This is a genomic window from Pseudomonas sp. PB101 (genome assembly GCF_009764265.1).
Lineage (GTDB): Bacteria > Pseudomonadota > Gammaproteobacteria > Pseudomonadales > Pseudomonadaceae > Aquipseudomonas.
The window spans coordinates 14,446-27,432 of record NZ_RWIR01000021.1; the positions used below are offsets into that span (position 1 = coordinate 14,446).

The 12,987-nt window shown below is 59.8% G+C and carries 9 protein-coding genes; 8 read left to right on the forward strand and 1 reads right to left on the reverse strand.

Translation table 11 applies throughout. From position 1 onward, the window contains the following. Window positions 1-25 precede the first annotated feature (25 nt). The 7 genes from algG (at window position 26) to EI969_RS06380 (ending at window position 9,507) form a co-directional block, all read left to right on the forward strand. A complete protein-coding gene (algG, locus tag EI969_RS06350; RefSeq protein ID WP_160386624.1) occupies window positions 26-1,612 on the forward strand; it encodes a mannuronan 5-epimerase AlgG in 1,587 nt (528 codons plus the stop codon). Between the two features lie 10 nt (window positions 1,613-1,622). Next, on the forward strand, window positions 1,623-3,071 hold the full coding sequence (locus EI969_RS06355; protein WP_160386626.1) for an alginate O-acetyltransferase: 1,449 nt from the start codon (window positions 1,623-1,625) through the stop codon (window positions 3,069-3,071). 8 nt (window positions 3,072-3,079) lie between these two features. Further along, window positions 3,080-4,201 (forward strand): mannuronate-specific alginate lyase, encoded by a 1,122-nt coding sequence (locus EI969_RS06360; protein ID WP_160386628.1) that lies wholly within the window; start codon window positions 3,080-3,082, stop codon window positions 4,199-4,201. 205 nt (window positions 4,202-4,406) lie between these two features. After that, entirely contained in the window at window positions 4,407-5,972 is a 1,566-nt protein-coding gene (locus EI969_RS06365; RefSeq protein ID WP_160386630.1) for an MBOAT family protein, read from the forward strand. A gap of 11 nt (window positions 5,973-5,983) precedes the next feature. Beyond that, complete coding sequence (locus EI969_RS06370; RefSeq protein WP_160386632.1) at window positions 5,984-7,159, forward strand: alginate O-acetyltransferase; 1,176 nt, start codon at window positions 5,984-5,986, stop codon at window positions 7,157-7,159. 14 nt (window positions 7,160-7,173) lie between these two features. Continuing rightward, entirely contained in the window at window positions 7,174-7,830 is a 657-nt protein-coding gene (locus EI969_RS06375; RefSeq protein WP_160386634.1) for an alginate O-acetyltransferase AlgF, read from the forward strand. A gap of 225 nt (window positions 7,831-8,055) precedes the next feature. Then, window positions 8,056-9,507 carry a mannose-1-phosphate guanylyltransferase/mannose-6-phosphate isomerase gene (locus tag EI969_RS06380; protein WP_160386636.1) on the forward strand — a complete coding sequence of 484 codons (1,452 nt, stop codon included), beginning with the start codon at window positions 8,056-8,058 and terminating at the stop codon, window positions 9,505-9,507. A gap of 83 nt (window positions 9,508-9,590) precedes the next feature. On the opposite strand, the gene EI969_RS06385 is transcribed toward EI969_RS06380, so the two are convergent. Continuing rightward, a complete protein-coding gene (locus tag EI969_RS06385; protein ID WP_371925876.1) occupies window positions 9,591-12,341 on the reverse strand; it encodes an RHS repeat-associated core domain-containing protein in 2,751 nt (916 codons plus the stop codon). A gap of 173 nt (window positions 12,342-12,514) precedes the next feature. Here EI969_RS06385 and EI969_RS06390 point away from each other — a divergent pair, with 173 nt between their 5' ends. Next, window positions 12,515-12,979 (forward strand): multidrug transporter, encoded by a 465-nt coding sequence (locus EI969_RS06390; RefSeq protein ID WP_150715477.1) that lies wholly within the window; start codon window positions 12,515-12,517, stop codon window positions 12,977-12,979. Window positions 12,980-12,987 lie beyond the last annotated feature (8 nt).

Here is a 12,987-nt window from a genome sequence, read left to right on the forward strand (position 1 = left end):
GCAAACCGCGAAGGGAGTGCCCGACATGAACAATTCGAAGCGAGGTTCGCTCACCTTGCTGGCCGGCGCGATGCTGCTGGCAAGCTCGGCCGCCTTCGCCAACGTAGAGCCGGCCAAAGTGGAGCCGGCGAAGCCGGCAACCGTGGCCAAGGAACTGCAACAGGCCAAGACCTACACCGTCAGCAGCGCACCGACCGCCCCGCTGGAACTGGCCACGCCGAAACTGCCGGACGTGTCCGGCTACACCGCCGAAGCCATCGCCGCGAAGATCGTGCGCAGCAAACCGGGCAAGATCAGCCTGCGCCGGATGATGCAGGAAGACGCCCTGAAGGACTTCATCGGCGGCGACAACAAGATGGCCGAGTGGGTGGTGCGTCAGCACGGCATCCCCCAGGCGATCTTCGTCGACGACGGTTACATGAACCTCAAGGACCTGGCGAAAAAGGTTCCCAAGCAGTATTTCAGCGAAACCTCGCCGGGTGTGTTCCTCTCTCGCTTGCCGATCGTGGTCGGTCGTCACGGCATCCTCGAAATCGACAAGCAGACCCAGGAACTGCGCCTGTCCCAGGAGGGCGGTGCGTTCCTGGTCAACGACGGCCAGCTGTTCGTGCGTGACACCAAAATCACCGGCTGGCGCGAGAAGGACAACGGCCCGGCGACGTTCAATTCGCCGAAGGAATTCCGCCCGTTCCTGCTGTCCTGGGGCGGCACCGAGACCTACATCGCCAACAGCAAGATCGCCAGTTTCGGCTACGCCAACAGTAAGTCCTATGGCGTGAGTATTTCCCAGTACACGCCGAACATGGCCAAGGTGCTCAAGCGTCCCGAACCGACCGGCTGGATCGTCGGCTCGGAATTCTCGGACATGTGGTACGGCTTCTACTGCTACGAAACCCGCGACTTCGTGGTCAAGGGCAACACCTACAAAGACAACATCGTCTACGGCATCGACCCGCACGACCGTTCCCACGGCCTGATCATTGCCGACAACACGGTGTTTGGTACCAAGAAGAAGCACGGGATCATTATTTCCCGTGAGGTCAACGACAGCTTCATCTTCAACAACCGCAGCTACGACAACAAGTTGTCGGGCCTGGTGATCGACCGGAACAGCGTCAACAACCTGATCGCCCACAACGAGATCTACCAGAACCACACCGACGGCATCACCCTCTACGAGAGTGCCGACAACCTGCTGTGGGGCAACAAGGTCGTGAGCAACCGCCGCCACGGCATCCGCATTCGTAACAGCGTGAACATTCGCCTCTACGAAAACGTCGCCATGGCCAACGGCCTGACCGGTGTCTACGGCCACATCAAGGACCTGAGCAACACCGACCGTGACATCAAGCTCGACCCGTTCGACGCCCAGGTGTCGCTGATCGTGGTCGGCGGTGAACTGGCGGCCAACGGCAGTGGCCCGCTGTCCATCGACTCGCCGCTGAGTGTGGAGCTGTATCGCGTGTCGATGCTCGCACCGACCAAATCCAGCGGCATCAGCTTCACCGGCATCCTTGGCGAGCGCCAGGATGAAATTCTCGACCTGCTGGTGCGCCAGCAGAAAGCCGTGCTGATCGACCCCGTCGAACGCCAGACCGAAATGCGGGACTGAGGATAATCTTATGCACCCACACTTGATCAAATTACTCAGCCTGTCGGCCCTGACCGCCGGCATTCTCGCGGCCAGCGGCGGCGTTCGCGCCGACGAGGTCAAAGCACCCAGCTTCACCGCGGAGCCTTGCTGCAGCCTGTGCCCGGCCGCCCACGATGCGAAGAACTACACCACCCGTTACCAGCAGAACTTCACCACGCTGGTGCAGGCCCAGGGCGACTGGCTGTTCCGTACGCAAGAAGACTTGCGCACCGAATTCGACACCACCCCCGCCGGCTACAAGCGCATGAAACAACTGCACGATGCGTTCAAGAGCAAAGGCGTGGAACTGGTCGTCGTGTACCAGCCGACCCGTGGCCTGGTGAACCGCAACAAGCTCAACCCGGCGGAGAAAGCCAGCTACGACTTCGACAAGGCGCTGAGAAACTACAAGACCATGCTCGGTCGTTTCGCGCAGATGGGCTACGTGGTTCCGGACCTGTCGCCGCTGACCAACGAGTCGTTGCCCGACACCCTGCCCGCCCACGATTTCTACTTCCGTGGCGACCAGCACTGGACCCCGTACGGCGCCCAGCGCACGGCGAAAATCGTCGCCGAGAAGGTCAAGCAATTGCCTGAATTCGCCGACATTCCCAAGCGTGAATTCGAGACCAAGAAGTCGGGTCGCATGGGCAAGACCGGAACATTGCACAACATGGCCGGTCAACTCTGTGGCACCAGCTACGCGATCCAGTACATGGATCAGTTCACCACCGAGCCGAAGGGCGAAGCGGGCGATGGCGATCTGTTCGGCGACTCCGGCAACCCGCAGATCACCCTCGTCGGCACCTCCCACAGCGGCAAGAACTACAACTTCGCCGGGTTCCTCGAAGAGGCCATCGGCGCGGACATTCTCAACGTGGCGTTCCCCGGCGGCGGCCTGGAAGGTTCGATGCTGCAGTACCTGGGCAGCGACGAGTTCCAGAAGAACCCGCCGAAGATTCTCATCTGGGAATTCTCGCCGCTGTACCGCCTCGACCAGGAAACCATCTACCGCCAGATGATGGCGTTGCTGGACAACGGTTGCGAAGGCAAGGATGCGCAGATGGCCGGCAGCGCCACGCTCAAGCCGGGCAAAAACGAGTTGATGGTCAACAGCAAGAACATGGACCTGCGCAACAGCAGCCACCAGGTCGACATCCGCTTCGCCGACACCTCGGTGAAAACCCTGCAAGCCACCCTCTGGTACATGAACGGTCGCCACGAGGACATCAAGATCGACAAACCGGAAACCTCCGAGACTGACGGGCGTTTCGCTTTCGAATTGCGCACGGATGAAGACTGGGCCTCGCAGAACCTGCTGGCCGTTGAAGTCCAGGGCCCCGAAGCCGGTGCCGCGCCTCAGAAAGTCGAAGCGAAAATTTGCAAACGCAACGTATTCCCGGGCGCCGAGCAGCGTACTGCTTCGGTCGGGCAATGAGGTCTGCTATGCGTACTCCGAAATTTTCAACACTGTTGGCACCGACGCTCCTGAGCCTGGCGATGTTCGCCGGGGCCACGCAAGCGGCGGCGCCACTGCGTCCACCCCAGGGCTATTTTGCGCCTGTGGATAAATTCAAGACGGGCGACAAGAGCGAAGGCTGCGATGCGATGCCGACGCCATACACCGGCTCGTTGCAGTTTCGCAGCAAGTACGAAGGTTCGGACAAGGCCCGCGCGACCCTGAACGTGCAGTCGGAAAAAGCCTTCCGCGACAGCACCGCCGACATCACCAAGATCGAGCGCGGCACCAGCAAGCGCGTGATGCAGTTCATGCGTGACGGTCGCCCGGAGCAGCTGGAATGCACACTCAACTGGCTGACGGCCTGGGCCCAGGCTGATGCCTTGATGTCCAAGGACTTCAACCACACCGGCAAGTCGATGCGCAAATGGGCGCTGGGCAGCATGGCTTCGGCGTATATCCGCCTGAAGTTTTCCGACTCCCATCCGCTGGCCACCCATCAACAGCAAGCGCAGCTGATCGAAGCCTGGTTCAGCAAGATGGCCGACCAGGTGGTCAGCGACTGGGACAACTTGCCGCTCGACAAGACCAACAACCACTCGTACTGGGCCGCCTGGTCGGTGATGGCAACGTCCGTCGCCACCAACCGTCGCGACCTGTTCGATTGGGCCGTGAAGGAATACAAGGTCGGCGCCAACCAGGTCGACGCCGACGGCTACCTGCCCAATGAACTCAAGCGTCAGCAACGGGCATTGGCCTACCACAACTACGCCCTGCCGCCGCTGGCGATGATCGCCAGTTTCGCCCAGGTCAACGGTGTGGATCTGCGCCAGGAAAACAATGGCGCACTCAAACGCCTCGGTGACCGGGTGCTGTCGGGGGTGAAAGACCCGGATGAGTTCGAGAAAAAGAACGGCAAGGAACAGGACATGACCGACCTCAAGGAGGACATGAAATTCGCCTGGCTCGAACCGTTCTGCTCGCTCTACACCTGCTCGCCCGAGGTGCTGGAGAAGAAACACCAGATGCAGCCGTTCAAGACCTTCCGTCTCGGCGGTGACCTGACCAAGGTCTACGACCCGGCCAATGAAAAGGGCAAGGGTTCCTGACGCACAACCTTTGTAGGAGCCGGCTTGCTGGCGATGGCGGTATGACATTCACCATCGATGTCGACTGATCTGCCGCCTTCGCCAGCAAGCCGGCTCCTACAAGGGATCGCGGTGGCTTTGAATGCAAGACATCCCCCGGTTTTCGGTGGGGGGTTTGGGGGGGCCGTTGGCCCTTGAATGTAGGTTCAAACAAGGAGAGATCGGGATGGTTTTTTCGTCCAACGTGTTCCTGTTTTTGTTCTTGCCGATCTTTCTCGGCTTGTACTACTTGAGCGGGCAACGCTATCGCAATCTGCTGCTGCTGATTGCCAGTTACGTGTTCTATGCCTGGTGGCGTGTGGACTTCCTCGCACTGTTCGCAGCGGTCACGCTGTGGAACTACTGGATCGGCCTGAAAGTCGGTGCCGCAGGCGTCAGGACCAAACCGGCGCAGCGTTGGCTGCTGCTCGGCGTGGCCGTCGACCTGTGCATTCTCGGCTACTTCAAGTACGCCAATTTCGGCGTCGACAGCATCAACGCAATGATGACGTCGGTGGGACTTTCGCCGTTCATCCTGACCCACGTGTTGCTGCCGATCGGTATCTCGTTCTACATCTTCGAGTCCATCAGCTACATCATCGACGTCTACCGTGGCGACACCCCGGCGACGCGCAACCTGATCGACTTCGCGGCGTTCGTGGCGATCTTCCCGCACCTGATCGCCGGCCCCGTGCTGCGTTTCCGCGACCTGGCCGATCAGTTCAACAACCGCACCCACACCCTCGACAAATTCTCCGAGGGCTGCACGCGGTTCATGCAGGGTTTCATCAAGAAAGTCTTCATCGCCGACACCCTGGCCGTCGTGGCCGACCATTGCTTCGCCCTGCAAAACCCGACCACGGGCGATGCCTGGCTCGGCGCCCTCGCCTACACCGCGCAGTTGTACTTCGACTTCTCCGGTTACAGCGACATGGCCATCGGCCTGGGCCTGATGATGGGTTTCCGCTTCATGGAAAACTTCAAGCAGCCGTACATCAGCCAGTCGATCACCGAGTTCTGGCGGCGCTGGCACATCAGCCTGTCGACCTGGCTGCGCGACTATCTGTACATCACCCTCGGCGGCAATCGCAAAGGCACGCTGATGACCTATCGCAACCTTTTCCTGACCATGCTGCTCGGTGGTCTGTGGCACGGCGCGAACATCACCTACATCGTCTGGGGTGCGTGGCACGGCATGTGGCTGGCGATTGAAAAGGCCCTGGGCCTGAACACCTCGCCGCGCAGCATCAACCCGATTCGCTGGGCGCTGACCTTCCTGCTGGTAGTGATGGGCTGGGTGATCTTCCGCGCCGAGAACCTGCACGTTGCCGGTCGCATGTACGGCGCGATGTTCAGCTTCGGCGACTGGTCGCTGTCGGAACTCAACCAGGCCAGTCTCACCGGTCTGCAAGTGGCAACCCTGATCGTGGCTTACGTGACCCTGGCGTTCTTCGGCCTGCGCGATTTCTACACCAATCAGCCACCGGTCAAGACCAAGCCTGCGGTGAATGTCGACAGCGATGGCCCAGCCGCCGCTACAGCGGGAACGATCAAGGCCGTGCCTGGGGATAACCCGGCGAGCATCCACCAGCCTGGCTACACCGTCGGCGTCGAAGCCCAGGTGCAGCCGGCCTACTGGACCGCTGACTGGTCGCGCTACGTGATGCGTGCGCTGGTGCTGCTGCTGTTCATCGCCTCGATTCTCAAACTCTCGGCGCAAAGCTTCTCGCCGTTCCTTTACTTCCAGTTCTGAGGGATCTGACCATGACCCGCTCATTACGCATCTTCTACATCGCGCTGTTCCTGGTGACCTTGCTGGTGCTCGGTCTGTGGTCGGTGCGCAGCTTCTTCGGCTTCAGCACCAACGCCGATGCGACCGTGCTCAACGGTCGCTGGACCAAGGCCGTGGAAACGCACTACGACGACGAGTTCCCGATCAAGCGCCTGGGTACCAATCTCTGGGCCGCGCTGGATTTCAAACTGTTCAACGAAGGTCGTCCGGGCGTGGTGCTCGGTCGCGACCAGTGGTTGTACAGCGATGAAGAATTCCACCCGGTGGTCAACGAAGAGTTGAACCTGCAAGGCAACTACGCGCTGGTCGAAGGCGTGCGCCAAACGCTGAAAGCCAAAGGCGTGCAACTGGTGATGGCGGTGGTGCCGGCCAAGGTGCGCCTGTATCCGGAACACCTCGGTGAAGTGAAACCGGCGAGCATCCACGCCAACCTCTACCAGGACTTCCACCAGCGCCTGGCCGCTGACCGGATTCCGGCCCCGGACCTGCTCGGCCCGCTGCAACAGGCCAAGCAGAACGGTCAGCAAGTGTTCCTGCGCACCGACACCCACTGGACGCCGCAAGGTGCAGAGATTGCCGCCAACCGTCTGGCCAAGACCATTGCCGACAAATACCCGTTGAGCGGTGAGCCGCAACACTTCGTCACCGAACCTGCCGAAACCATCACACACAAGGGCGACCTGCGTCTGTTCCTGCCACTGGACCCGCTGTTCGAAAACCTGATGCCCAAGCAAGAGCCCTTGCAGAAACGCAATACGGTCGCGGCGCAAGATCAGCCCGCTGGCGACGACGCACTGTTCGCCAACACCGAAGTGCCGGTGGCCCTGATCGGGACCAGCTACAGCGCCAACCCGAACTGGAACTTCGTCGGCGCGCTCAAGCAAGCGCTGAACAGCGACGTGGTCAATTACGCCGAAGACGGCCACGGCCCGATTCTGCCGATGCTCAGCTACCTCAAGAGCGACGCTTTCAAGAACAGCCCGCCACAAGTGCTGATCTGGGAGTTCCCTGAACGATATCTGCCTGTGAACAACGAAATCGGCGACGCCGACCCGCAGTGGGTCGCAGAGCTTAAACAAGCCGGCGCCCGCCAACAAAACGTAGCCGCAAACACTAAATCCGAGACGCCCGACCGGGCGCAAAACTGAAAGAGAGGTACACCATGACTTTCACTACTACTCCTCGTCGTCTCGCCAAACGCCTTGCCCTGGTAGCCGGCCTTAGCGTGCTGTCGGTACAGGCTTTCGCCGGTGGCGACGCCGCCCTGTACGGCCCGACCGCACCAAAAGGCTCGACCTTCGTGCGCATCTACAACGCCAGCAACAGCGAGGTCAGCGCCACCGTCGGCAGCACCAACCTGAGCGATGTCGCGCCACTGTCGAGCAGTGACTTCAGCTTCATGCCGGGCGGCGACTACAGCGCCAAGGTCGGTAGCCAGAGCCTGCCGGTGAAACTGGCCGGCGACCACTATTACACCCTGGTCAACAACGCCAGCGGCGCACCGCAACTGATCGAAGAGCCGCCGTTCAAGAACAAGCAGAAGTCCCTGGTACGCGTGCAAAACCTCAGCGACAAGGCACTGACCCTGAAGACCGCCGACGGCAAGACCGACGTGGTACCGAACGTTGCGCCCAAGGGTCGTGGCGAGCGTGAAATCAACCCGGTGAAAGTCAGCCTGGCGCTGTATGACGGCGCCACCAAAGTCGGCGACGTGAAACCGGTCGCCCTGGAACGCGGTGAAGCCGCGGTGCTGTACGTCACCGGCAGCGGCAGCAGCCTGTCGCCGGTCTGGGTGAAACGCCCGGTGTCGACACGCTAACAAATTTTCCGGACTGCCCCATGCCCCCCCTGTAGGAGCGAGCCTGCTCGCGAAAAACGCAAGGGCAACGCGTTTACCCAGACAGAACGCGTTTTCGTTGACGTCCATCGCGAGCTGGCTCGCTCCTACAAGGGATCGAGTCGTCAGTCCGGACACGAAACAAAAACAAGAGTGAAACGACAGAACGCAGTAGCTCTAACCAATCGATATTCAAGGAGTAACAACATGATTCCGGTGATCTTGTCAGGTGGTAGTGGCTCACGTCTTTGGCCGCTTTCCCGCAAACAATTCCCTAAACAGTTCCTGGCCCTGACCGGCGAACACACCCTGTTCCAGCAAACCCTGGAACGCCTGGTGTTCGAAGGCATGGACACGCCGATCGTGGTCTGCAACAAGGACCACCGCTTCATCGTCAACGAGCAATTGAGCGCTCGCAAGCTGGAAACCCAGCGCATCCTGATGGAGCCGTTCGGTCGCAACACCGCGCCGGCCGTGGCCCTGACCGCGATGATGCTGGTCAACGAAGGTCGCGATGAACTGATGCTGGTGCTGCCGGCCGACCACGTGCTGGAAGACCAGAAAGCCCTGCAACGCGCCCTGGCCCTGGCCACAGTCGCGGCCGAGAACGGTGAAATGGTGCTGTTCGGCGTGCCGGCCACCAAACCGGAAACCGGTTATGGCTACATCAAGTCGACCAACGACTCGCTGCTGCCTGAAGGCGTCAGCCGCGTCTCGCACTTCGTCGAAAAACCCGACGTGAAACGCGCCACCGAGTTCGTCCAGTCCGGTGGCTACTTCTGGAACAGCGGCATGTTCCTGTTCCGCGCCAGCCGCTTCCTCGAAGAGCTGAAGAAGCACGATCCGGACATCTACGACACCTGCCTGCTGACTCTGGAACGCAGCCATCAGGATGCCGACACCATCACCTTCGACGAAGCCACCTTCGCCTGCTGCCCGGACAATTCCATCGACTACTCGGTGATGGAAAAAACCCAACGCGCCTGCGTCGTGCCGCTGACCGCGGGCTGGAGCGATGTCGGCTGCTGGTCGTCGCTGTGGGAAGTCAACGCGAAAGACGCCAACGGCAACGTCACCAAAGGCGATGTGGTGATCCAGGACAGCCGCAACTGCATGATCCACGGCAACGGCAAGCTGGTCTCGGTGATCGGCCTGGAAAACATCGTCGTGGTCGAAACCAAGGACGCCATGATGATCGCCCACAAGGACAAGGTCCAAGGCGTGAAACAGATGGTCAACACCCTCAACGAACAGGGCCGCACTGAAACCCAGAACCACTGCGAGGTCTACCGTCCGTGGGGCTCCTACGACTCGGTGGACATGGGCGGCCGCTTCCAGGTCAAGCACATCTCGGTCAAGCCGGGCGCGTGCCTGTCGCTGCAAATGCACCACCACCGCGCCGAACACTGGATCGTAGTCAGCGGCACCGCTGAGGTGACTTGCGACGAAAACGTGTTCCTGCTGACCGAGAACCAGTCGACCTACATTCCGATCGCTTCGGTGCATCGCCTGCGTAACCCGGGGAAGATTCCGTTGGAGATCATCGAGGTTCAATCGGGCAGCTACCTGGGCGAAGACGATATCGAGCGGTTTGAGGATATCTACGGACGCTCGACGCCGGTTGAGCGTGGGGTTTCGGTGAAGACTATCGCGCAGTAAGCGACCGATAAAAACGCCTCCTCACTCAATTCACTGCGCTCCCTATCCGGAGTGAGTTGAGTGAGGGACCTTTCTTCTGGTGGCTATTTCATCGTTTGTCTTCCAGACAGTAAAGTATTACTGGACGCACTTTTGGGGGTGTATCGACTCCACTCTGCCCGGTCCGTGCGCCAGGGCGCATCCACCAGCATGTTCTTTCTGTAAAATAAAACTTTATCTGCGAGTTTTTCACGATTTCTAAACAGATAACGCAATTCCGACGAAGTAGCAGACGGACGAGTTTTCATCACGACTTGCTCCATATCCAACCCGTCAAGGGTGAAATGAATCACATCCGTGCGCCCAGAGTTGAGTATCGTTGACAACCCTGCCTTACTCGCTCGACTAATAAGCTTTTGACCAAACTTGTCGTCGGCATCAACATATTTTTCAAAGGTTTTGCGTACCGAGTAATGACCGCTGGAAAACGCATCCGCATAATTTTCTGAAAACTGTTTGTTAGCTGCGGTCGACGCACCCCCCCCGTAACGCGTTTTTATATTCTCGTAGTATTTTCCCTCCTTCCTGAAAACAAGTTCTGCGACCGACGAATATTGCCCCTCCCAGAAGCGATTACTGCTGCCGTTATCGTTCGTCCCCGGAGAGGACAAAGCCAACCTCCTGGTCGAATCACGGATCGAGCTATAGCTATGGCGCAATGGATCAAGGCCTTTCTCCAAGCGGGCGATATCATCCCCGTCCAAATACTTCGCCAGATAATCACCACGACCGGTCAGCGCTGCCCGCCAACTCAGATATCCCTGATCCAGTACTTTCGCCAAACCAAAAATGAGATCACCCTGCTCAGGCTTATAATATTTACTAAAGTCACTTTGTCTTCCGTCATCATCCTTGAAGCTGACTGGATTGCTCTGGACCATGCAATAAAAATTCAATCCATCTACATCACCCGCCGGATCCGGATTCAACCACCGCTGCCACCCCGCCACGTAATACCTGAACCCGTAGTAATACAGCCCCGTCGCATCCCGTTCCTTCCCTGAATACCGCACCGTTCGATAACTCGCCTCCACCTCCCCACGCCCGGCGAACCATGCGGTGCTGCCGTACGGGTGATAACGCTCCTGGCTGATCACTTCGCCGTCCTTGTCCAGTTCCAAGGTGCAGGAGCCCAGATGATCGTTCAGGTGGTAGCGGTACTGATCATTGGCGCTGTCCTTCGATTCCCAATGCAACACCCGCACACTGCTGAGCCCGGCCTGCACGCTGATCACCTGCAGCATTTCGCCGGTGCCGCTGTTGGTGCGCAGTTCCAGATTGGGTAGATAACGGGTTTCGGCGATCAGCATCCGGGCATTGGTGTGGGCCTCGCGGACTTTGCGCAGGCGCATGCCGTCGGCGCCGTAGACGTAGCGTTCGCGGTCATTGAGACCTGAGTCACGTTCCACCGGCCGTACTTCGCACAGTTGGTTGCGCAGATCCCAGGCCAAGGCCTGCCCCGGTTGCAGGTTGAGCAGATTGCCGTTGCGGTCGAAGGCGCGACGGAAGTCGTCTTCACCCGGTTCCACGCCTTCCAGCACTGGCAGGCAACGGTTGCTGTGTGTCGCCGCGAGCATTCGATGACCATGGCTTTGTGGACCTTCGTGGATCAGTTCCAGCAGATTGCCACCCGCGTCGTAACGATAGACCTGGCGGTAGTTCGCACGAGGTGCGGGGTCGTCGAAGGTTGAAAGCTCTGGACCTTTGCTGGCGCTGCCCGTTTCCCAACCGGTGGCTTCGATCAGTTGCGACAGGCTGTCGTAGGTGTAGCGACTGATCGGTTCGATACGCTGGTTGGCAAAGTAGCGAATCGGCATCGCGGCATCCAAGATGCTCCGTACATTACCCTTCGCGTCGTATTCGTGATGCAGATCTTGCAGGGCTTCGTTGCCGCGTTGCGCCAACAGGCGGATCAGGCGTCCATTCTGCTCGTCGTACTTCAGCGTGGTGATCACGCCATTGCCGGCCACTTCCCGTTCGGTCTGGCCGTGGGCGTTGTAGGTGATGGAACCGACCAGGGTTTTCGCGGTGGGATCCGCCTTGAGTTGCAGACGTACTTCGCGCAACTGGCCATCGAGGGTTTGATGGAACAACTGGCGGTGACCTTTGGCATCGGTTTGCTTAACGACATCGCCCGCCGCGTTGTGGTGTGAACGGCTAGTGGCGCCCTCACCCGGCTCCCACATCAGATCGCGATCCACTATCGATGCGGGCCAGTCCGGCTGCGTCAGGTCGTCGAGAAAATGCCGAGTCTGCTCCAACACCACACCGTGCAATCCGAACTCGGCAAACAACTGCGTGCCCGCCAAGTCATCGTGGCGGATCAACTGGCCGCATTGGTTGTGCTCCGTCTGATCGCTCGAACCATAACCCAAGCGCTCCACGCACACCGCCTCGCCACCCACCGCCTGTTCGAACACCGACACCGGGCGCAACTGAGTGTCGTACTGCATCCTGCGCTCAGACCCACGACCATCCCATAGATGAACCGCTTGCCCCGCCTCCCCCAACAACGCCACACGCCATCCGGCATCGACGCTGCTTGTACTTAGCACCGAGCCGGACAGGACATACACCGTTTGCAGATTGGCCGGTGCCGAAGGGTCCAGAAACAACCGTGGATCCCACTGCGCAACTGCGCGCCCCGCCCAATCATGGACCGTACGGTTGACCCGTGCCTGAGGGGGCACGCCGTCGATGTCACGCCAGTAACCGACGGCGCGGACTGGCAACCCCCGAGGGTCACTTGCCGTCAGACTCGGGGTGTGGCGGTGGATTGAAAGGGTTGCTGGCACTGTAGCCGCTCCGGAATCACTCCCCACATCTAAGCCTGTTTAGCAAATACCCGGCTACTGTCAGAAGTTACAGTTCAGACTGACGGCTTCAAACGCCATCACCACGCCTCGCCCATCGCCAACCCCACCTGCGCTTAGGTAGGATGACCCTCTCTACTCCCGAGATTTACGTCATGTTCATCGGCGTCCTGCTGGTCATCACCTGGCTGATCCTGTTGCTGCGCTATCCGGCCAAGGCCTTGCCTGTTTCCATGGCTGCCGCCGTGGGGCTGGGCCTGGTTGCCACCTGGGTCATCTGGATGGACCATCGCGAACTCAAGCAACTGGAACGTCTGGAGCTGCGCATCAGCTATGCGCCCGAACACTGCCCGGCCGACCGTCCGTTGAAACTGACGATGAACAACGGCAATGACGTACCACTCACGGAACTGCGCTGGCGCGTCGCCGCTTATGCACCTGGCGACACGGTGAACCTGGCCGACAATCAATACACTGCCCCGCGCTATCGTGGCCCCGGCGAATTGCAGGCCGGTGGCAACTGGGAAGACTGTTTGCCGCTGCCGCCGTTGCGCCCTGGCTACCGTCCGGAAACCCTGGAGTTTCGCGCCGAGCGATTGCAGGGTAGTTTTTCCGACTGATCCCTCCC